This window comes from Rhizobium moroccans (genome assembly GCF_057559155.1).
Window position 1 is genome coordinate 1 of record NZ_JBHFJG010000013.1, and the last position, 20,460, is coordinate 20,460.

Here is a 20,460-nt window from a genome sequence, read left to right on the forward strand (position 1 = left end):
GCCATCGCGCTGGTGCTGCTCGTGCTGCTGCTCGCCTATTCGATGCTGATCATCCTGCTGCGGCAGACGCTGTTGAACAAGGATTGAGACCATGAAGCGATCCGTCCTCCCGACCATCGCGCATAGGCTGGCGATCCTCTGCTACATCGCCTTCGCGCTCTTCCCGCTCTTCTGGCTTCTCAAGGTTTCGGTGACGCCGAACGATCTGCTCTATTCGGAGGGCGTGCGGCTCTGGCCCACGCGCACCACCTTTGAACATTACGCGTTCGTCCTGCGGCACAGCGCCTTCCCGACCTTCTTCAAGAACAGCCTGATCGTTTCCGCCTCCACGGCGATCGCCGTGACGATCTGCGCCTCGCTTTCGGGATACGCGCTCTCGCGCTTCAGTTTCCGGGCGAAATACTGGATCGTCGCGCTGATGCTGCTGACGCAGATGTTCCCGCTGGTCATGCTGGTCGCGCCGATCTTCAAGATCCTCTCGCCGCTGGGGCTGACCAACAGCCTGACGGGTCTCATCGTCGTCTATACCGCCTTCAACGTGCCCTTCGCGACCTTCCTCATGCAATCCTTCTTCGACGGCATTCCGAAGGATCTGGAAGAGGCGGCGATGATCGACGGAGCGACCAAGTTCACGGCGTTCAGGCAGATCATTCTGCCGCTGACATTGCCAGGGATCGCTGCGACACTCGGTTTCGTGTTCACGGCCGCCTGGAGCGAACTCCTCTTCGCTCTGATGCTCATCAACGGCAACGATGCGGCGACTTTCCCGGTCGGCCTTCTCACTTTCGTCTCGAAGTTCTCCGTCGATTTCGGGCAGATGATGGCGGCCGGCATATTGGCGCTCATTCCGGCGGCGCTCTTTTTCCTTCTCATTCAGCGGTATCTCGTCCAGGGCCTCACGGCCGGTGCGGTCAAGGGGTAGTCACATGGCGTCCATTCAGATCGAGAATCTTGAAAAGTCCTACGGCCACGTCTCCGTGCTGCATGGCATCGACCTCGATATCCGCGACGGCGAGTTCATCGTGCTGGTGGGGCCGTCGGGCTGCGGGAAATCCACCCTGCTGAGGATGATCGCCGGCCTGGAGAATGTCAGCGCCGGAGAGATCCGCATCGCCGGCGGCCGGGTCAACGAGCTGCATCCGAAGGACCGGGATATCGCGATGGTGTTCCAGTCCTACGCGCTCTATCCGCATATGAGCGTCGCCGGCAACATGAGCTACAGCCTGCGTTTGCGGAAGGCGGCGAAGGAGAAGATCGAGCAGGCGGTCGGGGGAGCTGCCGCCAAGCTGGGACTGGAACCGCTTCTGGAGCGTCGGCCGAAGGCGCTATCGGGAGGGCAGCGCCAGCGTGTCGCGATGGGACGCGCGATCGTGCGCCAGCCCAAGGCCTTCCTGTTCGACGAGCCGCTCTCCAATCTCGATGCCCGGCTGCGCGAGCAGATGCGGGCGGAAATCAAGAAAATGCACGCCGATCTGAAGGCGACCTCGATCTACGTGACCCACGACCAGATCGAGGCCATGACGTTGGCGGACCGGATCGTCGCCATGCATGGCGGGATCGTGCAACAAGTCGGGAGCCCGCTCGAACTCTACGACAGGCCGGCCAATCTCTTCGTTGCCGGCTTCATCGGCTCGCCGGGAATGAACTTCCTCGATGTGTCCCATGCGGACGGGGCGGTGACGCTGAAGGACGGAACGCGCATTCCGCTCGAGGCTTCCTTGAAGGCGGAGAGCGAGGCGGGCCTGACGCTCGGCATCCGCCCGGAGCATGTCGCGATCTCGACCGACGGCGCCGGCATGGAAGCCCATGTGGAGCTGGTGGAGCCGACCGGGTTCGGCATCATCCTGCATCTTTCCCTGCATGGACTGCCGTTCAAGGTCTTCACCCTCGACCGCGAGGCGATGCAGGCCGGGCCGGAGGTTTTCGTCAGGTTCCCGCCGCAGCATCTGCATCTGTTCGGCGCTGACGGAAACCGTATCGGGTGATCCTCAGCCCTAGATGATTACTGCCCGACGCTGCCGACGGCGGTTGCGCGGCCATCCTGGAGCTTGACCCAACGGGCCGGATCATTCGAGGCCTGGCGCTTCAGATAGGTGTATTCGGTATCCGACCAGAGCAGAACCTTGTTGCGCATGTTGTCGAGCACGTAATCGCCGCGGTCGGTGCGGACGGTCAGCACCGCATGCCCTTCGCCGTTCGGCTGAAGCACGACGGTGATCAGCAGGTCGGACGGATCGAAGCCCTTCTTGATGAGCATCTTGCGCTTGAGCAGGACGAAATCCTCGCAATCGCCGACGGTGCGCGGATAGGCCCAGCGTTCCTCGACGCCATAGATTTCCTGGTCGGTCATCGGCTGGATCGAAGTGTTGACGGTATAGTTGATGTCGAGCAGCGCGCGCCACTTCTCTTCGGTCAGCCGCATCGGGCCGGCATCCTCATAGCTGGTGTCGCATTCGCTCGTGTAGGTCTGGCAGAACTCGTAATGACCGATCGGCGGGCTGGCTTCGCCGATGACGCGCATCGTGCCGACCGGCGCCGCGAAGGACGAAGATGCGCTTACGAAAGCGATGAGAGCGGCAACAAATCCGAGCTTCAGTGCCTTGCGATCGGTCATTTTCTTGTCTCCCCGTTCATGGGAAGACAATCGCAGGCAGGGTTTGAGCGAGCGCAAAATATAGTAGTAGAATCAAATCCTTATTTGAATCGAAGTTTCATAAAATTTGAATCGATCGGGTTGCGAACTGGAAAGGAATTCAAAATGGGCCCGGATGGCAGTCGGCAATTGGTGACACTGATCCGGCACGAGTGCCCTCGCTATCGCTTTGTATTCACGGGATTTTCTTCTGCTTTCGTGAGATGCGCTCGCGCGGCGGCGGCTCGTTGCGAACGCAACGGCAAGGGCGTGGGAGACCTCGAAATGGGGGCTTCATGCGGCCGCAAACCGGTTTCGGGAGAGGAAAAACCCCGAAAAAAAGTTTCGAAAAGGCACAAAAAATTTTGCTGGAGCCGTTTCGGGACAGTCAGACAGCAGTTCGACTGCCTCTAATGGAGACAGTCTATCGTCGAGCAATAGGGGGAAAAGGGGGCGCCGCGATCAGGCGGCGATCGTTCCTCAGAGGAACTGGGTGAGGGATTCGCGCGGCTGGATCGAATTGAACTCGACCGCCACGCCTTCCAGGAAATGGCGCACCACACGGCCGCGCATATTGCCGAGCTGGACCGGGGTGCCGATCGCCGGGCGGATGTCGATGTCGATCGCCGCGCCGGAAAGCGAAAGGTCCATGATGCGGCAGGAATAGCGGCGGCCGTCATCCAGCAGAAGTTCGGCCCGGCTGTTGCGGGGCGTCAGGCGATCGTGGCGGCGATCCTCAGGCAGGCCGAGCTCATGCTTGTTGGCGATCCAAGTGAGCTGGGCAGCGAGCTTCTCGCGCTTGCGCTCCGTCGCCGTGATCGACATGACGAAGCCGTTGCCCGACAGGCTCAGCACGCTGCCTTCCAGCCGGCCGATGTGATCGAGATAGGCGATCACCCGTTCGTTGACGGCGGGCCGCGCTTCGCAGGCGAAGGCGACGTCTCCCGGCGACATATCGATAACGCTGCAGGGAAATTCCTCATGATTGGAAAGCATCAACCGGCCGGCAATGTTTACGACCACCCGCTGGAACGCCCGCTGGTTCGGCATGTGGTGCGAGGGAGCGTTCTGGGCCGGCTGAAACGAATACATTCGAGAAGACTTTTCCATTCGCAACTATAACAAACTTCATACCGCGGCGCGGTTAACAGAAGGTTTTGCGGACGTGTTTCAAGTCGTTCCGTTGTCGAGCAGGCGTGTTGAAAGAAAACGCAGGAGCGCTCGGGCAGGCCCCGGATCATCGGTTGAGGATGACGCGGGCTCCCGATCTGCTTCGAGAAAATTCCAACCCTGAAGCGAGAGTCCTGAAAGCGGGCGCGTGACGGGAGGAGCAGGCGAGGCCTGCGGCAGGAACGAGCCCAACAGGCGGTCGGCCGTTTCGCCGGAACGGAGCGGCAGCAACAGGACCTCGAACCCGATTGCAGTCTCGCCGTTTCGTGTCCGGCCATCGAGGATCGCGGGCTGCTCAAGGCGCATGACATCGCGTGCGATCTCGGCCGGATCGGGGTCCCCATCCCACAAGCCGGAAAAGGCAGCGCCGCGGAGTTCGCGGCCGAAGATTTCGCAAATGCGCGTTCCGGCAAGACGGAACTCCGGCGCGCCTTCGGCACCAGGCGTCAGGATGAACAGATAGGGCAGAAGGCGGCGCAGTGCCGTGGGATCGATCTCGCTCCTCAGGGGAGCAGAACGATCGCCCTTGATGCGGAGCCAGTAATCGTAAACCTTCCGGGTTGCCTCATTGCGCATGCTTCTGCCTGTCTCGTTTCGAACCAGATCGCGGGGCGAACCGTGTCCTTTGCCGCTCGCGGAGCGAAATCCATGCCATCTGCGGCATGTGATGGTTAACCGGCGATTGCCGATGCCGGAACATACCCCGCTTCCGGAGATTTCGGCGGGCGCCGGATAGCGCCGCCGGCGCTTCCCTTTCGTCGGTGGGTCCTATATGGCTAGCGAAGTTGACGAGAAAGGGACGGAATGAGCGACAGGCCGGACATGGCCGAGGAGCCGCATGAGGAGCATGCTCCCGAGCGCGAATCGGTTCCGATATTCAACCTGCCGCGCAGCCTTGTGGTGACGATAGCGGTGCTTGCGGCGCTCTATGTCATCGAAGCCTTTTTCCTCAGCGAGGACGCCCGCACCTTTTTGCTGTTCCAGCTGGCTTTCACGCCGCTTCGCTACGTCTATCCGCTGGCCGAACAGGGGTTCCAGTGGCTCTGGACGCCGGTGACCTATTCGCTGCTGCACGGTGGCGTCGAGCACCTGGTTTTCAACGTGCTGTGGCTGACGGCCTTCGGGGCGCCCGTGGTGCGCCGCATCGGGACCTTGCGCTACATTCTCTTCTGGATGTTTTCAGCCGCCGCCGCGGCCTTCTTCCACGCCATGCTGCATTGGGGCGACCAGACGCTGCTGATCGGCGCGTCTGGCGTGGTCTCGGCGCTGATGGGCGCTGCCTGCCGCTTCGCTTTTCCAGAACGCGGCGGCTATGACCGCACCCATGGTCATCTCTATCCGCGCCAATCGATTCTCGGTGCCTTCCGCAACCGAACCGTCGTCTTCTTCACGGGGATCTGGTTCCTCGGCAATATTCTGATCGCGGCAGGGCTGCCGCTCGTGGGCGGGGACATGGGCGAGATTGCCTGGGATGCCCATATCGGCGGCTTTCTCTTCGGTTTTCTTCTCTTCGCGTTCTTCGATCCACTTCCGCAAGGCCGCCTTCCGATCACGGAACCTTGATCTCCTTCATGGAGCGATCTAGATTCCACAAAGGCGAGCGCGCTTCCTGAGGAGTGGAAACGGCTCTACCTGCAGATGCGCTAGGAGGGAACCATGTCGATTACCGTCAAGAACATGCTCGATGCCAAGGGCCGAAACGTGGTTACCGTGGGGCCGGACAAGACGCTGCAGGAGGTCGCGGAAATCCTGAACCAGAACCGCATCGGTGCGGTGGTCGTTGTCGGATCCTCGGGAAACATCACCGGCATCTTCACCGAACGCGACCTTGTCCGGGCAATCGCCGGCAAGGGGCCGACCGTGCTGCAGCAGCCCGTCAAATCGGCGATGACGGCTACCGTTCTGCGCTGTCGGGAGGATTTTACCGTCAATCAGCTCATGGAGATGATGACCGGCAAGCGCTTCCGGCATGTGCCGGTGGAAGACGGCGGCAAGCTGGTCGGCATCATTTCGATCGGCGACGTGGTGAAGTCGCGCATTCAGGAAATCGAATTCGAGGCCGAGCAGATCAAGGCCTATATCGCGGGCTAATCCACTAGCGCGCGAACACTTCCTGCATACGCTGGAGCGCGGCGATCTGCGTCATCGTTTCGGCGTAGCCGCGGTCGATCGCCTCGCCGGCGCGATGGAACTCCGAAAGCCCGACGTCGGCAAGGCGCGGATGCAGCGCCAGATCCGGCGGATCGCCGGCAAGACGCGCACGCGAAATCCGTTCCTGGATGATGTTGAAGGCCTGCACCATCACGCCGGTCATTCCCACCCGGGATTCGTCCCTGTCCCTGCGGCCGTTATCAAGCGGCTGGACGCTGGCGCTATGCTTGACTACCGCCGAGCGGCCGAAGATTTCGTAGTTGAGATTGACGCCGACCACGAGCGGCTGCTCGTAGGCGCGGCAGACCGAACTCGGCACCGGATTGACGAGCGCGCCATCGACGAGCGTGCGGTTGTTACAGCGAACGGGTTCGAATATGCCGGGAAGGGCGTAGGAAGCGCGTAGCGCCGTAATCAGGTTGCCGCTGGTGATCCAGACTTCGTGGCCGCTATTCAGTTCGGTCGCGACCGCCACGAACGGACGGTCGAGGTCCTCTATCGAAATGCCTTCCAGATGTTCCTGCATGCGCTTGGTGAGCCGCATGCCGCCGAGCAGCCCGCCACCGCCGAAGGTGAGATCGAGCAGGCCGGCGATGCGTCGCATGGTGAGCGAGCGGGCGAAGGCCTCGAGTTCGTCCAGCTTACCGGCGAGATAGCAGCCGCCGACGAGCGCGCCGATCGAAGTGCCGGCGATCATGCCGACCTCGATGCCGGCCTCGTCCAGCGCCCGCAGGACGCCGATATGCGCCCAGCCGCGCGCCGCGCCGCCACCGAGCGCCAAGGCGAGCTTGGCTTTTCTGGGTGCTTGCTGAGCAGGGGGAGGGGTGGCTTCCAGAATCGGGGTTCCGCTCGTATCGGCTGCGGCCGCGCGCGGATCTTGGCGATTCCAACTCCAGTTCAGCATAGACTTTACCACCCTTGAGGCTGAACGATCCCAGCCTCCCGATTAATCCATCGAGAGGTTTCGAAATCGTTTAACGTGCGCCGGCGTGGCAGAAAACGAGGCAGTTGTTAATTGGTTCCCCCGCCGCCATAGACGCTCTCCGGATCAAAATGGCGCTGATCGTCGGTGATTTCAAGCGTGGCGCGGCCATCCTTTTCCTGCACGACACGGTAGAAACAGGAGCGCCGACCGGTGTGGCAGGTTGCATCGTGCCCGGCGACCGAGACCTTCAGCCAGACGGCATCCTGGTCGCAATCGGTCCTGATCTCGTGGACGGTCTGGAGGTTTCCAGAGGATTCCCCCTTCTTCCAGATCTTTCGGCGCGAGCGGCTGTAATAATGGGCAATGCCGGTCTCGATGGTGAGCGCGAGCGCTTCCGCGTTCATATGCGCGACCATCAGAAGTTCGCCATCGCCTGCGTCCGTCACGACGGCGGTCACCAGCCCGCCAGCATCGAAGAGGGGCGTGAAGGGGCCAGCGGCCTCGCGCTCGGCCTTGTCGGCCGAGGGCTGTTCAAAGGTGAGCGGCATCTAAAAAATCCTGGATCAACGGCCCCGAATGAGGCTCAGGAAACGGGCCTGGTCGGCTGCATTTCCCTTGAACTCACCGGTGAAGGTGGTGGTCAGCGTATCCGAGCCCTGCTTTTCGACGCCGCGCATTTCCATGCACATATGCTTGGCTTCGAGCATCACGGCGACGCCGCGCGGCTTCAATACGTCCTGAATGACGTTGGCGATCTGCGCCGTCATGTTTTCCTGGGTTTGCAGGCGACGGGCGAAGATATCCACCACGCGGGCGATCTTCGAAAGACCGAGGACACGCCCGTTCGGCAGATAGGCGACATGCGCCTTGCCGATGATCGGCAGCATGTGGTGTTCGCAATGGGAGTGGAAGGGGATATCCCGCACCAGAACGATATCGTCGTAGCCGGAAACCTCTTCGAACGTGCGGCCCAGCACCTCTTCCGGCGACTGCTCGTATCCGCCGAACAGTTCCATATAGGCAGTGGCGACGCGCTTCGGCGTATCCAGCAGCCCCTCGCGCATCGGGTCGTCACCAGCCCAGCGGAGCAATACGCGCACCGCTTCTTCCGCCTCCTGCTGGGTCGGGCGGGCCTGGGTCTGGCTCGAGGCCGGGAAGTTCTTCACAATTGCATCCATTTAATGTCTCCTGATGCGGTTCAAGGCCGCACCCGAATGGCTCGTGACCTGAGGGCGGAATTTCACGCCGGAGGTCCACTCTTTAACGATCCGGCTGCTATCTGATCTCTGGCGGCCGGTTTTACAAGGCATCCTATCCCGATTTCGTGAGGAAAACGGCCAAAACATCCTTTCTTGATGATCGGGATGCGACATCACATATAATAGAACGAGCTTGCTAATCCTAGCCCGCGGGCGTTGACGCTTTGTTCGACGCGCGGCGCAGGACCCTAAGGCTTTTCCAACGGGCACGGAATATGGACGACATATACAACAGCAAGATCCTCGAATTCGCCGGCAACATCACCCGTTCGGGAACGCTGCCGGATGCGGATGCCGTTTCGGAAAAGCACTCCAAGCTCTGCGGCTCCAAGGTGCGTATCTACCTGAATATGCGTGACGGCACGGTGACGGACTTCGCCCACGAAGTGCGAGCCTGCGCGCTCGGGCAGGCTTCCTCCTCCATCATGGCCCGTCAGGTGATCGGCGCCACGGCCGACGAGCTTCGCAAGGCGCGGCAAGACATGCTCGCCATGCTGAAGGAAGACGGCGAAGGCCCCGAAGGACGCTTCGAGGACATGCGCTATCTGAGGCCAGTGAAGGACTACAAGGCCCGCCACGCCTCGACGATGCTGACCTTCGATGCGGTGGTCGACGCAATCGACCAGATCGAGGCGAAAGCCCGCGCCGAAGCCGTGTAAGCCAATGTGCGGCGCCTCCGAGCACAATCATACCGGAACTGCACACTCTCGAAACTGGGCAGGCCCCTTTCGGAAAACGCCGGGCCGCCTCTTCGGGACGGGGCTGATCCGGTTCTACCAGCTCACGTTGTCGGGTTTCATCGGCAATTCCTGCCGGCATATCCCGACCTGTTCCGAATACGGCTACGAAGCGATCGCCCGGCACGGGCTATGGTCGGGCGGATGGCTGACGCTATTCCGCGTCGCGCGATGCGGACCGGGCGGTACGTCCGGCCTCGATCCGGTTCCGGAAGCTCTCGCCACGCATCAGCGCTGGTGGACGCCGTGGCGCTACTGGCGCGTTTCGAGCAGGAAGGGTTGAAGCATGACCGTTCCGATGGAGTACAGGCAGGCCTCGCGTGATTTCGATGCTTTCCTGATCGAGGCCAGGGATGGCGCCATGCTTCAGACGACCAATCAAACCTATACGATGATCGACGCCGTGTTCACGACTTTCCGTAGCCGGCTTTCGATCCGCGATGCGCTTGCCTTCGCCGATGTGCTGCCGCCGGTGCTCCGGGCACTCTTCGTTTCCAACTGGGATGTCGATCAGCCCTTGCGGCCATTCGAGGACCGGGCGACCCTGACAAGGGAGGTGAAGGCGTTTCGCGGCGATCACAATGTCTCGCCGGACGATTCCATCGCCGTCGTCGCGTCGGTCCTTCGACGGCATGTGGGCGAAGTCACTTTCGATCGGGCTCTGGCAAAACTGCCGGCGGAAGCCGCAACCTTCTGGCGGACGTGAAGCGATGATCTACGTGGCGCTGCTCCACAGCATCGTGCTTGGCGGTGGCAAGCGGGTGATCATGGCCGAGCTTCGCGCCATGGCGGAGGGGCTCGGTTTTCGGAACTGCCGCACATTGGTATCGACCGGCAATCTGGTCTTCGAGGCGGAGGACTCTCCGGCCGGTGATATCGAACGGGTGTTGGAGGAGGCGTTCGAACAGCGCTTCGGCAAGCATGTCGGCATTATCGTGCGATCCGGCGCCGATTGGTTGAAGCTCGCGGCGAAAAACCCATTCCTGAGCGGGAACGGTGCGGATGTCTGCCTCCGGGTAATGCGGGCGCCGCTCGACGGGAATGCTGTCGGATTGCTGGAGAAATACCGGGATCGGGAGAAGATCGCGATCATCGATGGTGATCTCTGGATCGATTTCGGCGGCAAGCCGAGCGAGAGCCGGCTTCTTTCCGTCATGACCACGAAAAGGCTTGGCATCGGGACGTTTCGCAACGCCAATACGGTCAATGGCATTGCCGAAATGCTGCGGTAGATGGCCGTTCGCCTTTACTAGAGCGCGAAAAATCTTTATCAGCCACGCCTGCGCCGCCGGAAGGCGAAAGCGCATTCGTTCCAACACCACCCGCATTCGTTGGCGGGACTGGACAGGAGAAATACATGTCCCAATCCGTTTCCCTTACATTTCCCGATGGCTCGGTCCGCGCGTTCGACGCGGGAACGACCGGCCGTGACGTCGCTGAATCCATTTCCAAGTCGCTTGCCAAGAAGGCGGTCGCCGTTGCGATCGACGGCACGCTGCGCGATCTTGCCGATCCGATCATCGACGGCCGTATCGAAATCATCACCCGTGCCGATCCGCGCGCGCTGGAACTGATCCGCCACGACGCCGCGCATGTGATGGCCGAGGCCGTGCAGGAACTATGGCCCTCGACCCAGGTTACCATCGGCCCGGTGATCGAGAACGGATTCTATTACGATTTCGCCCGCGATACGCCCTTCACGCCGGAAGATCTGCCGAAGATCGAGGCGAAGATGAAGGAGATCATCGCGCGCAACCAGCCGTTCACCAAGGAAGTCTGGCCGCGCAACAAGGCCCGGCAGGTCTTCAAGGACAAGGGCGAGACCTACAAGGTCGAGCTGGTCGATGCGATTCCCGAGGACCAGGACGTCAAGATCTACTATCAGGGCGACTGGTTCGACCTCTGCCGCGGGCCGCACATGGCCTCCACGGGGCAGGTCGGCACCGCCTTCAAGCTGATGAAGGTGGCCGGTGCCTATTGGCGCGGCGACTCGAACAATCCCATGCTGACGCGCATCTACGGCACGGCCTGGGCCACGCAGGAAGAACTCGACCAGTACTTGCACGTGCTGGCGGAGGCGGAAAAGCGCGATCACCGCAAGCTCGGCCGGGAAATGGATCTCTACCATTTCCAGGAAGAGGGGCCGGGCGTCGTCTTCTGGCACGGCAAGGGCTGGCGGATGTTCCAGACGCTGGTTTCCTATATGCGCCGCCGGCTTGCCGGCACCTATGAGGAAGTCAACGCGCCGCAGGTGCTGGATACGTCGCTTTGGGAGACCTCCGGTCACTGGGGCTGGTACCAGGAGAACATGTTCGCGGTGAAATCGGCCTATGCGCTGACCAATCCGGACGATCCGGACGCGGACGACCGCGTCTTCGCCCTGAAGCCTATGAACTGCCCGGGCCATGTCCAGATCTTCAAGCATGGTCTCAAGTCTTACCGAGAACTGCCTATCCGTCTTGCGGAATTCGGTCTCGTGCATCGTTATGAGCCCTCGGGCGCCCTGCATGGCCTCATGCGCGTTCGCGGCTTCACGCAGGACGACGCGCATGTCTTCTGCACGGACGAGCAGATGGCCGCCGAATGCCTCAGGATCAACGAGCTGATCCTTTCGGTCTACAAGGATTTCGGCTTCGAGGAGATCACCATCAAGCTCTCCACGCGGCCGGAAAAACGTGTCGGTTCGGACGAACTCTGGGATCGCGCCGAAAGCGTGATGACGGACGTGCTGAACACCATTCAGCGGCAGTCGAACGATATCAAGACCGGCATTCTGCCGGGCGAGGGCGCATTCTACGGCCCGAAGTTCGAATATACGCTGAAGGATGCGCTCGGTCGCGAATGGCAGTGCGGCACGACGCAGGTGGATTTCAACCTGCCGGAACGCTTCGGCGCCTTCTATATCGATCATAACTCGGAGAAGCAGCAGCCGGTGATGATCCACCGCGCTATCTGCGGTTCGATGGAGCGCTTCCTCGGCATCCTGATCGAGAACTATGCGGGCCACATGCCGCTCTGGATCGCGCCGGTTCAGGCTGTCGTCGCCACGATCACCTCGGATGCGGACGACTACGGCCGTGAGGTGGCGGAAGCCCTTCGCGAGGCGGGAATGATCATCGAGACCGATTTCCGCAACGAGAAGATCAACTACAAGATCCGCGAGCACTCGGTCAGCAAGGTGCCGGTCATCATCGTCTGCGGCAGACAGGAGGCCGAGCAGCGTTCGGTCAACATCCGCCGCCTCGGCTCCCAGGCGCAGACTTCTATGAAGCTGGACGATGCGATCGCATCGCTGGCGGAGGAGGCGACCCCTCCGGATCTTCGCCGCCGCGCCGAAGCGCGCAAGGCGGCCGCTGCCTGATCGATAACCGGCGGCATCTGTAACGCAGGTGCCGTCGCCCAAAATGATGCTGAAATGAAAAAAGCGCCTGTTTCGGGCGCTTTTTTTTCGGCGTCCCAAACCGGGACCGTTATTCCTGGGATACCTGCTGACCGTCCTTGACGCCCGCCAATTGCGGATCGTAGCGCATCAGCACCTCGATATCCTTGTTCTCGCCGGATTTTACCGTGAATTCGCGCTGGTAGATCTTGTCCTTGTTGCGGGCGACGGCGGTATATTCGCCCTCCGCAAGCACCATTGTGGAGAAGGCGCTGACGCTTTCGCTGACCACGTCGCCCGAGCCCGTAAGGACGGACCAGGCCGTATCCGCGATCGCCTCGCCGCCGGGCTGCGAGACGAGCTTCAATGTGATTTCCGCCGCCTTATGCTGCAGCACCGCCTGGGTGAGCTTGCCGGCCTCCACTTGGATATCGGCGCGCACGACGGCGTTGATGTCGCCATATTCGGACACCACGTGATAGGTGCCGGCGTTGAGCCGGACGATCGTATTCGGCTTCACGTCGGCCATGACGAGGCCGCGCTCGCCATCTTCCCGCACTTCCGACGAATAGACCGAAAAGCTGAGCTTGTTCGAGGGTATGGGCGCATCGGAACCCGCCACCGCATTCAGCACGAAGCCGCCCGCATCGAGGACGAGAACCTGCTTTTCCATATCGCCTTCGGCCGGTACGGCGAGCTTCTTCGTGACGCCCGCCCGCCCGAAGGCGACGTTGACGAAATAATTGCCGGGTAGGAGTTGGAAATCGGCCGAGCCGCCTTCGGAACTCGCAACCAGGGGAAGCTTGCCGTCTTCGCCCGGAATGGGGCTGAAGACGCGCCAGGAAAGCCCTTCCTGCATGGCCGCGCCATCCGATGTGAGCCTTGCTTCCATCGTCACATCGCGCGAAGTCATGGCGTTCGGGTTGCCGGGCGTTGCGGAGAAGGCGTTGAGTTTCGGCATTTTCGCAGTGCTGTCGAGTTGCTTGAAACTCTTGAAGGCATCCTGGGCAAGACCGCCGAACGCCGGACCGAGCACGAGTGCACTCGCGAGAACCCAGCGTACCGCGATGGAAATGCCCGTCATATTTCTGTACCGATTGACTCTTGAATACCGAATGCGCCACTTGAAGACCAATGACAAGGCAATTTCAAGACCTTCCCACCGCATAAGCCTCCATGGACGCTCCTCAGATGCAAAATGACGTAAAACTGATCGATTACCTGCGCCAGCGCCATTCCACGCCTGTTGCCCAAATCAAGGACCCCGGCCCCTCGGGCGTTCAGATCGAAGCGATTCTTTCCCTGGCGTCACGCGTGCCCGATCATGGAAAGCTGGCGCCCTGGCGCTTCATCGTCTATCGGCGCGCTATCCGGGAGGAGTTCGGAGCGGAGTTCCTGCGTCTGGCTCTTGAGAATGACCCGGATCTTGGCGAAGCCGCCAGGGAGGCCGAGCGCACCCGCTTCCTGCGTGCGCCTGTCGTCATCGGCGTCGTCAGCAAGGCGGCTCCGCACGTGAAGATCCCGGAATGGGAGCAGGTCCTCTCCGCCGGCGCAGTATGCCTCAACATGCTGATGGCGGCCGAGGCGCATGGCTATGTCGCCAACTGGCGCACGGAATGGATCGCCTACGATGCCCGCGCGCTCGAACTCCTGGGCGTCGCTCCGGACGAGAAGGTGGCGGGCTTCATTCATATCGGCTCCAGCGATTTTCCGGTGCCGGATCGCCCGCGTCCCGAACTCTCCCAGATCGTCACCTATGCGGGCGAGGGCGGAGCCTGATGTTCTACACCACGGATACCAATGCCCACGGCCTCAAGCACGATCCGCTGAAGGCGATCGTCGCGCCGCGGCCGATAGGCTGGATCGGCACGAAGGGCAGGGACGGCTCCTTCAACCTCTCTCCCTATTCCTTCTTCAACCTCGTCTCCGAGCGACCGCGGCTGGTGATGTTCTCTTCCAGCGGCCGCAAGCACAGCTTGAAGAATGCGGAAGAGACCGGAGTTTTCACCGCGAGCCTCGCAAGCCGGCATCTGGCGGAGCAGATGAATGCCTCGTCGGCGGCAGTGGAATATGGCGTCAACGAGTTCGATCTGACCAAGCTGACGCCGAAAATGGGGGAGGTCGTGGATGCCCCCTATGTCGCGGACGCCTATGCGGTGCTCGAATGCAAGGTCACGGAGATCATCCAGCCGAAGACGATCGACGGTGGGCATGCCGATTCCCACATGGTGTTTGGCCAGATCCTCGGAATCCACATTCACGACGAGGTCATCCGCGACGGCCGGCTCGACATGGGCCTCATACGGCCGGTCGCGCGCATGGGCTATCTCGATTTTTCCGATGGCGGCGCGGAGGTGTTCGAGATGGTCCGTCCTTCGGTTCCCTAACGGTTAACGGGTATGGTGAACCAATAATAAACCATTTGCCGATAGCGTTAACCGCAGCCGGTCGGGTTCGACATGGCTCCGGTATCCGAGGCTGATGGTGATCGTACAGGCATTTTTTCGCTGGACTGCAACGGCAAGGGCAAGCGAGAGGGCGAAAGCCGCCGGTGCGCTCGGCCGGGCCTATCTCAGCGCCACGCTCGGTCGCGAAGAACAGCGCGCAGCAGCACTTGCGATGACCTATTTGCTCGACGACCCTTCGCCGCACGTGCGCCTTGCGCTTGCCGAGGCGCTGGCGGGCTCGCCGGAGGCACCGCGCGCCATCATTCTCGCTCTTGCCGAAGATCAGCCGGAAATCTCCTGCACCGTCATCGCCTGCTCTCCGGTGATCACCGAAGCCGATCTCATCGATCTCGCAGGCCGCGGCGACGGGTTGATCCGAGGGTTCATCGCGGCCCGTCCGCAGCTTTCACGGGGTGCGGCGGCTGCCATCGTGGAGATCGGCGAAGAGAATGATGTGACAATCCTCCTGGAGAACGAAAGCGCGGCGATCGGCCGCCAGTCGCTGAGGCGGATTGCCGAACGCTTCGGCCATAGCGCCGATATCCGGAGCCTGCTGCTGGACAGGGAATACCTGCCGGCCGATGCCCGGCACCTGCTGGTCCACCACGTCACCACCGCCTTGACGGGCTCGGACCTAGTGCGCGCCACAATGGCCGCCGCGAGGATCGAGCATGTGAGCCGCGAAGCGGGTAACGCGGCGGCGGTGGTGATTGCCGGGGGCGTTCCGCATGAGGAAATTCCCGACTTCGTGGAGCATCTGCGGGGCGCCGGCCTCCTGACCCCGGCCTTCCTGATCCATGCGCTCTGCGCCGGAAAGGTCGATTTCTTCGCCGGGGCCGTGGCTAATCTTTCAGGCCTCGAAGACCGGCGGGTGCGCGCCATCCTCGCGACCGGCCGGATGCACGCGGTGAGGGCGCTTCTCGAATCGGCGGGATTGGACCGGGATATCGCCCTCGTTTTCGTGGAGGCGATCCTTCTGCGGCGGCGGGAAGAAGTCGCGGAAACGCCGGGAAGCATTTCGGCGCTGCTGTTGGAGAGATTTCAACGGCCGGGAATGCCGGCATCCCCCGTTTCGGAGCTTCTCGACATGGTGGAGAAGCTGCAGAGGGCCGAGATGCGATCGACCGCCCGTTCCTATGCGGACGATGCTTGCCTGGCCGCTTGAGAATTCACAGCCAAGTTAATGTTTTAACGCGTTTTTAGGTGGCTCTTCTATCGCTCGAACTTGCGGGCTACCCAGGAATAGCTGCCCTCGATCAGCCGCACAGGCTTGTGCATCAGCGTGCGCACGCCTTCCGTGGTGGGAAGAACATTGCGAACGCGCTGGATGGCGCGAACAGCAAGGCTGTTTTCGCCTTGCGGGGTTACCTTGACCGGCTCTTCCGGCGTTTTCGCCGGGCCGGGAAGCGCCGTGGCGATTTCGGTATCCTCGGGTTTCTGGCAAACCGCGATGATGACCGGATAGGGGGCGTTGGCGTAGGTGACGAGATGTTTTTCCGCGACCGAGTCGCAAAGCTCGATCGTCGGCCATTTCTGCTCGGCGGTCGCGATGTAATGGCAGTCGACCCCGGTGTCGTCGCAGCCCAGAATGGTCATCACGATGATGGCGGCGTTCATGTTCGTCCTCGATTCTCTCACGCTCTTTGTGGAGACGAATCGTGACCCGAGAAAGGCGCCTTTCCGGATGGCTGCTCTTCATGTAACGCTGGGCTCAATCCGTTACAGCCAAGGGCATGCAATGACCGTCACGATCGACATCGAACCGCCTCGCCAACCCGAAATATTGCGGTTGCTGGAACTCTCGGACGCCTATGCCGCCTCGCTCTATCCGGCGGAGAGCAATCATCTGGTGGATGTGTCGACGCTGGAGAAAGACACGGTTTCGTTCCTGGTCGCGCGGAAGGACGGCTCGATCGTCGGGTGCTGCGCGCTGGTGGAGGCGGCGGACGGCACGGCGGAGATCAAGCGGATGTTCGTGGACCCGGAAGCGCGCGGGCTGAAGATCGGCAAGCTGCTGATGGATGCGCTCATCGAGCGCGGCAGGGAGCTTTCGCTTTCGGCGATCCGGCTGGAGACGGGCATCCACCAGCCGGAGGCGATCGGCCTCTATCGCCGCTACGGCTTCGTGGAAATCGAGCCCTTCGGAGCTTATAAGCCCGATCCGCTCAGCCTCTTCATGGAGAGGAGACTTTCCTGATAACCGGCACATCTGCCGGAGGAGGGGGAGGCGTTTCGGAGCCCGTGGCAAGATCGGCTCCCTCTATCTCGCCGGTATCGGCAAGCTTTATCTCGCGTATCCATTCGCGCCAGATGGAGACGATGAGCGCCATCAGGACCGGGCCGATGAAAAGGCCGAGGAAGCCCATGGTCTTCACGCCGCCGACCAGGCCGAAGAAGGTCGGCAGGAAGGGCAGCTTGATCGGGCCGCCCACAAGCCTCGGGCGCACCGTCTTATCGACGATGAAAAGCTCCACCGTGCCCCAGATGAAAAGCGCCACGCCGGCGAAATAGGAGCCGCTTGCGACGAGATAGATCGACACCAGCGTGAAGGAAAGCGGCGCGCCGCCGGGAATGAGCGCCATGATGCCGGTCAGCACGCCGAGGGTGACGGGCGAGGGGACGCCGGCGATCCAGTAGGCGATGCCGAGCACGATGCCTTCGCCGATGGCGATCAGGGTCATGCCCGTGACGGTGGAGCTGATGGTGGCCGGTACGACGCGGGACATGCGTTCCCAGCGGTTCGGCAGGATGCGCTCGCCGAGAAGATCGATCTGACGCGTGAAGGCCGCGCCGTCGCGATAGACGAAGAAAAGCGCGATCAGCATGAAGAGCAGGCTGAGCAGCAGATGGAATGCACCACCGCCCGCCGCCACCACGGCACGGTAGATATTGCCGATATTGGCGCCGCTGACGAGCTGTATCAGTTCTCCGAATGCGCCGGGAGTACCGATATAGTGGCGCCATTGCTCGCCGAGCCATGCGCCTGCCCAGGGAAGCCCGAGCATCCATTCCGGCGGCGGCGCGCCGACGCGGTTGGCCTCCACCGCCCAGCCGATCCATTCGCGGAGTTCGCCGATAGCATAGGAGACCGCGATCCCGATCGGTACGATCAGGAAGGTCAGGATGAAGAGGATGGCCAGCGACGCGCCAATCGTCGTGTTGCCGCCTATGCGGCGCAGTAGCTCACGATAGAGCGGCCAGCTCGCGAAGCCGATGACGAGGGCTGCCAGAACCGGCACGACGAAGCCGTGGAAGAAATAGATGCCGGCGATGACGACCAGCACAAGGAGCCAGCGCGCCGCCGAGATCGGCGGAATGAGGGCGATCCTGCTCGGGGCCACCGGCCCGAGCCAGCGAGGCCCTTTCGGCTGCTTGTTATCGTCAACTACGCTCACGGTTCGTTCCTGCTCCCTGTGACCGCCGGCATGTGGGCTGCCGAGGTCAATCGTACAAGTGTAGCCCCAATGGGTTTAAAATGAAGCTTACTTATAGGGCGTAGCCGGTAGATGCGATAGAAATATGAACAAAAGCGGACCGGACACTTTCGCGCACCCGGTCCGACGCGGCTTGCACTTTTCCAAGCCGGTCAAATATCGAGATTTTCCGCAAAGGCGGCGCGCTCCTGAATGAAGCGGAAACGGGCATCGGCCTTCGTGCCCATGAGATTGTCGACCGCCTCGCGGGTGCCTTCGAAATCCACGTCGTCGATCTCGACGCGCAGCAGCGTGCGCTTTTCGGGATCCATGGTGGTTTCCTTCAACTGCGAGGCCATCATCTCGCCGAGACCCTTGAAACGGCCGATCTCGACCTTCTTGCCTTTGAAGACGGTTTCCATCAGCTCGGTGCGGTGGGCATCGTCGCGGGCATAGACGGTCTTGCCGCCCTGGCGCAGGACATAGAGCGGCGGCACGGCCAGGTAGAGGTGGTTGCCGCGGATCAGCTCCGGCATCTCCTGATAGAAGAAGGTGATGAGCAGCGAGGCGATATGGGCGCCGTCGACGTCGGCGTCGGTCATGATGATGACGCGCTCGTAGCGGAGATCCTCCTCGCGGTATTTCGAGCGCGTGCCGCAGCCGAGCGCCTGAATGAGATCGGCGATCTGCTGATTGGCGGACAGCTTTTCGCGGCTGGCACTGCCGACGTTGAGGATCTTGCCGCGCAGCGGCAGGATGGCCTGATTGGCGCGGTTGCGGCCCTGCTTGGCCGAGCCGCCTGCCGAGTCACCCTCGACGATGAAGAGTTCTGCACCCTCCGCCGTGTTCTGCGAGCAATCGGCAAGCTTGCCGGGAAGGCGCAGCTTGCGCACCGCGCTCTTGCGGTTGACTTCCTTTTCCTTGCGCCGGCGCAGGCGCTCTTCGGCGCGCTCGATGACCCAGTCGAGCAGCTTGGCCGCTTCACCCGGATTGCCGGCGAGATAATGGTCGAAGGGATCGCGAAGCGCGTTCTCGACGATGCGCTGCGCCTCGACGGTTGCGAGCTTGTCCTTGGTCTGGCCGACGAATTCCGGCTCGCGGATGAAGACGGAGAGCATGCCGACGGCCGAGATCATCACGTCGTCGGTGGTGATTTCCCTGGCGCGCTTGTTCTGCGTCAGCTCGGCATAGTTCTTCAGGCCTTTTGTGAGCGCGATGCGAAGCCCTGCCTCGTGCGTGCCGCCTTCCGGTGTGGGAATCGTGTTGCAGTAGGAATGGAGTTGCGGGTCGCCGCCATACCAGGTGATCGCCCATTCCAGCGCGCCGTGGCCGCCGGTCTTCTCCGTCCGGCCGGCGAAGATTTCGCGCGTGACGGTGAATTCCTTGCCGAGCGTCGCGGAAAGATAATCCTTCAGGCCGCCGGGGAAGTGGAAGACAGCCTTTTCCGGAATTTCTCCGCCAGCGGGCACGACGCCGGGATCGCAGCTCCAGCGGATTTCGACGCCGCCGAAGAGATAGGCCTTGGAGCGGGCCATGCGGAAAATGCGGCCGGCATCGAATTTCGCATGATCGCCGAAAATCTGCGGATCGGGATGGAAGCGCACCTTCGTGCCGCGGCGGTTCTGCACGTCGCCGAGATGCTCCAGGCCGCCCTGAGGCGCCCCACGGGAGAAGCGCTGACGGTAGAGCTTGCGGTTGCGGGCGACCTCGACTTCCAGGAAATCGGAAAGCGCGTTGACCACCGAGACGCCGACACCGTGCAGGCCGCCGGAGGTCTCGTAGGCCTTGCCGTCGAACTTGCCGCCGGCATGCAGCTTGGTCATGATGACTTCGAGGGTGGACTTGCCCGGCACCTGCGGATGGTTTTCGACGGGAATGCCGCGGCCGTTGTCCGTGACGGTCAGGAAGCCTTCGGCGTCGAGATGCACTTCGATGAAATCGGCATGACCGGCGACCGCTTCGTCCATCGAATTGTCGATGACTTCCGCGAACAGGTGGTGCAGCGCCTTCTCGTCCGTGCCGCCGATATACATGCCGGGACGCATGCGGACAGGCTCGAGACCTTCGAGCACGCGGATAGAGGAAGCGCCGTAATCGTCACCGGTGCCTACCGGGGCAGGGCGCGGCGAAACGGGCTCCGGCGCGCGCGCCGAAGGTGCCGGCTCGAGGTCAACGGGCTTTGCAGCGGCTACGGGAAGTTCCGCAAAAAGGTCGTTATTGTCATCCATCGGCTGCGTCGATACTACCTGTCGGGGTGCGGAGGAAGAGGCCATACCCATCTCATGCTGTTTCGAATCACCTGCGATTGTGCCAGAAACCCGGCTTTTTCGCGATGCCGCAGGGAAAC

General features: G+C 61.9%; 23 protein-coding genes. 13 read left to right on the top strand and 10 right to left on the bottom strand.

Annotated features, from left to right (window positions below):
• The first annotated feature begins 91 nt into the window (after window positions 1–91).
• Together ACE04I_RS09630 and ACE04I_RS09635 are read left to right on the top strand one after the other, a co-directional pair.
• Window positions 92–922: a carbohydrate ABC transporter permease gene (locus ACE04I_RS09630; protein WP_046792238.1), complete on the top strand. Its 831-nt coding sequence runs from the start codon at window positions 92–94 to the stop codon at window positions 920–922.
• Window positions 923–926: 4 nt separating this feature from the next.
• On the top strand, window positions 927–1,985 hold the full coding sequence (locus ACE04I_RS09635; protein WP_046792239.1) for an ABC transporter ATP-binding protein: 1,059 nt from the start codon (window positions 927–929) through the stop codon (window positions 1,983–1,985).
• A gap of 17 nt (window positions 1,986–2,002) precedes the next feature.
• Here ACE04I_RS09635 and ACE04I_RS09640 read toward each other — a convergent pair whose 3' ends face one another.
• From ACE04I_RS09640 to ACE04I_RS09650, 3 genes are all read right to left on the bottom strand, one after another.
• Window positions 2,003–2,614 carry a transglutaminase-like cysteine peptidase gene (locus ACE04I_RS09640; protein ID WP_046792240.1) on the bottom strand — a complete coding sequence of 204 codons (612 nt, stop codon included), beginning with the start codon at window positions 2,612–2,614 and terminating at the stop codon, window positions 2,003–2,005.
• Between the two features lie 498 nt (window positions 2,615–3,112).
• Window positions 3,113–3,724 carry a PilZ domain-containing protein gene (locus tag ACE04I_RS09645; protein ID WP_046792241.1) on the bottom strand — a complete coding sequence of 204 codons (612 nt, stop codon included), beginning with the start codon at window positions 3,722–3,724 and terminating at the stop codon, window positions 3,113–3,115.
• Between the two features lie 78 nt (window positions 3,725–3,802).
• Complete coding sequence (locus tag ACE04I_RS09650; RefSeq protein WP_052760313.1) at window positions 3,803–4,378, bottom strand: PAS domain-containing protein; 576 nt, start codon at window positions 4,376–4,378, stop codon at window positions 3,803–3,805.
• Window positions 4,379–4,606: 228 nt separating this feature from the next.
• On the opposite strand from ACE04I_RS09650, the gene ACE04I_RS09655 reads away from it, so the two are divergent.
• Window positions 4,607–5,365 (top strand): rhomboid family intramembrane serine protease, encoded by a 759-nt coding sequence (locus tag ACE04I_RS09655; protein WP_052760314.1) that lies wholly within the window; start codon window positions 4,607–4,609, stop codon window positions 5,363–5,365.
• Between the two features lie 93 nt (window positions 5,366–5,458).
• Window positions 5,459–5,893: a CBS domain-containing protein gene (locus tag ACE04I_RS09660; protein WP_046792242.1), complete on the top strand. Its 435-nt coding sequence runs from the start codon at window positions 5,459–5,461 to the stop codon at window positions 5,891–5,893.
• Window positions 5,894–5,897: 4 nt separating this feature from the next.
• On the opposite strand, the gene ACE04I_RS09665 is transcribed toward ACE04I_RS09660, so the two are convergent.
• The 3 genes from ACE04I_RS09665 to folE form a co-directional block, all read right to left on the bottom strand.
• The gene (locus ACE04I_RS09665; RefSeq protein WP_046792243.1) at window positions 5,898–6,857 is read right to left on the bottom strand and encodes a patatin-like phospholipase family protein; all 960 of its coding nucleotides are present in this window, start codon (window positions 6,855–6,857) and stop codon (window positions 5,898–5,900) included.
• A gap of 107 nt (window positions 6,858–6,964) precedes the next feature.
• A complete protein-coding gene (hisI, locus tag ACE04I_RS09670; protein ID WP_046792244.1) occupies window positions 6,965–7,426 on the bottom strand; it encodes a phosphoribosyl-AMP cyclohydrolase in 462 nt (153 codons plus the stop codon).
• A gap of 15 nt (window positions 7,427–7,441) precedes the next feature.
• On the bottom strand, window positions 7,442–8,056 hold the full coding sequence (folE, locus tag ACE04I_RS09675) for a GTP cyclohydrolase I FolE (protein ID WP_046792245.1): 615 nt from the start codon (window positions 8,054–8,056) through the stop codon (window positions 7,442–7,444).
• A 296-nt stretch (window positions 8,057–8,352) separates the two neighbouring features.
• Here folE and ACE04I_RS09680 point away from each other — a divergent pair, with 296 nt between their 5' ends.
• The 5 genes from ACE04I_RS09680 to thrS all read left to right on the top strand — a co-directional run bounded on the left by ACE04I_RS09680 (window position 8,353) and on the right by thrS (window position 12,235).
• Window positions 8,353–8,796, top strand: a complete 444-nt coding sequence (locus tag ACE04I_RS09680) for an iron-sulfur cluster assembly scaffold protein (RefSeq protein WP_046792246.1) — start codon at window positions 8,353–8,355, stop codon at window positions 8,794–8,796.
• A gap of 4 nt (window positions 8,797–8,800) precedes the next feature.
• Window positions 8,801–9,157 carry a membrane protein insertion efficiency factor YidD gene (yidD, locus tag ACE04I_RS09685; RefSeq protein ID WP_046792247.1) on the top strand — a complete coding sequence of 119 codons (357 nt, stop codon included), beginning with the start codon at window positions 8,801–8,803 and terminating at the stop codon, window positions 9,155–9,157.
• A gap of 3 nt (window positions 9,158–9,160) precedes the next feature.
• Window positions 9,161–9,580, top strand: a complete 420-nt coding sequence (locus ACE04I_RS09690) for a DUF2267 domain-containing protein (protein ID WP_487207001.1) — start codon at window positions 9,161–9,163, stop codon at window positions 9,578–9,580.
• A gap of 4 nt (window positions 9,581–9,584) precedes the next feature.
• On the top strand, window positions 9,585–10,106 hold the full coding sequence (locus tag ACE04I_RS09695; protein WP_487207002.1) for a DUF1697 domain-containing protein: 522 nt from the start codon (window positions 9,585–9,587) through the stop codon (window positions 10,104–10,106).
• A gap of 125 nt (window positions 10,107–10,231) precedes the next feature.
• On the top strand, window positions 10,232–12,235 hold the full coding sequence (gene thrS, locus ACE04I_RS09700; RefSeq protein WP_046792250.1) for a threonine--tRNA ligase: 2,004 nt from the start codon (window positions 10,232–10,234) through the stop codon (window positions 12,233–12,235).
• A gap of 109 nt (window positions 12,236–12,344) precedes the next feature.
• Here the strand turns inward: thrS and ACE04I_RS09705 are convergent, their stop codons facing one another.
• Window positions 12,345–13,337 (bottom strand): hypothetical protein, encoded by a 993-nt coding sequence (locus tag ACE04I_RS09705; protein ID WP_046792251.1) that lies wholly within the window; start codon window positions 13,335–13,337, stop codon window positions 12,345–12,347.
• A 107-nt stretch (window positions 13,338–13,444) separates the two neighbouring features.
• On the opposite strand from ACE04I_RS09705, the gene ACE04I_RS09710 reads away from it, so the two are divergent.
• The 3 genes from ACE04I_RS09710 (at window position 13,445) to ACE04I_RS09720 (ending at window position 15,865) form a co-directional block, all read left to right on the top strand.
• Entirely contained in the window at window positions 13,445–14,032 is a 588-nt protein-coding gene (locus ACE04I_RS09710; RefSeq protein ID WP_046792968.1) for a nitroreductase family protein, read from the top strand.
• Window positions 14,032–14,640 (top strand): flavin reductase family protein, encoded by a 609-nt coding sequence (locus tag ACE04I_RS09715; protein ID WP_046792252.1) that lies wholly within the window; start codon window positions 14,032–14,034, stop codon window positions 14,638–14,640. The genes ACE04I_RS09710 and ACE04I_RS09715 overlap by 1 nt, the downstream gene beginning before the upstream one ends.
• A 94-nt stretch (window positions 14,641–14,734) precedes the next feature.
• Complete coding sequence (locus tag ACE04I_RS09720) at window positions 14,735–15,865, top strand: DUF2336 domain-containing protein (protein WP_137326813.1); 1,131 nt, start codon at window positions 14,735–14,737, stop codon at window positions 15,863–15,865.
• A 47-nt stretch (window positions 15,866–15,912) separates the two neighbouring features.
• On the opposite strand, the gene ACE04I_RS09725 is transcribed toward ACE04I_RS09720, so the two are convergent.
• Window positions 15,913–16,317 (bottom strand): hypothetical protein, encoded by a 405-nt coding sequence (locus ACE04I_RS09725; RefSeq protein WP_046792254.1) that lies wholly within the window; start codon window positions 16,315–16,317, stop codon window positions 15,913–15,915.
• A 121-nt stretch (window positions 16,318–16,438) separates the two neighbouring features.
• Between ACE04I_RS09725 and ACE04I_RS09730 the strand changes: the two genes are divergently transcribed.
• A complete protein-coding gene (locus ACE04I_RS09730; RefSeq protein WP_046792969.1) occupies window positions 16,439–16,897 on the top strand; it encodes a GNAT family N-acetyltransferase in 459 nt (152 codons plus the stop codon).
• Here ACE04I_RS09730 and ACE04I_RS09735 read toward each other — a convergent pair.
• A complete protein-coding gene (locus tag ACE04I_RS09735; RefSeq protein WP_046792255.1) occupies window positions 16,875–18,095 on the bottom strand; it encodes an AI-2E family transporter in 1,221 nt (406 codons plus the stop codon). The two genes, ACE04I_RS09730 and ACE04I_RS09735, sit on opposite strands and share 23 nt — an antisense overlap.
• Window positions 18,096–18,286: 191 nt before the next feature.
• Complete coding sequence (parE, locus tag ACE04I_RS09740) at window positions 18,287–20,341, bottom strand: DNA topoisomerase IV subunit B (RefSeq protein ID WP_046792970.1); 2,055 nt, start codon at window positions 20,339–20,341, stop codon at window positions 18,287–18,289.
• Window positions 20,342–20,460 lie beyond the last annotated feature (119 nt).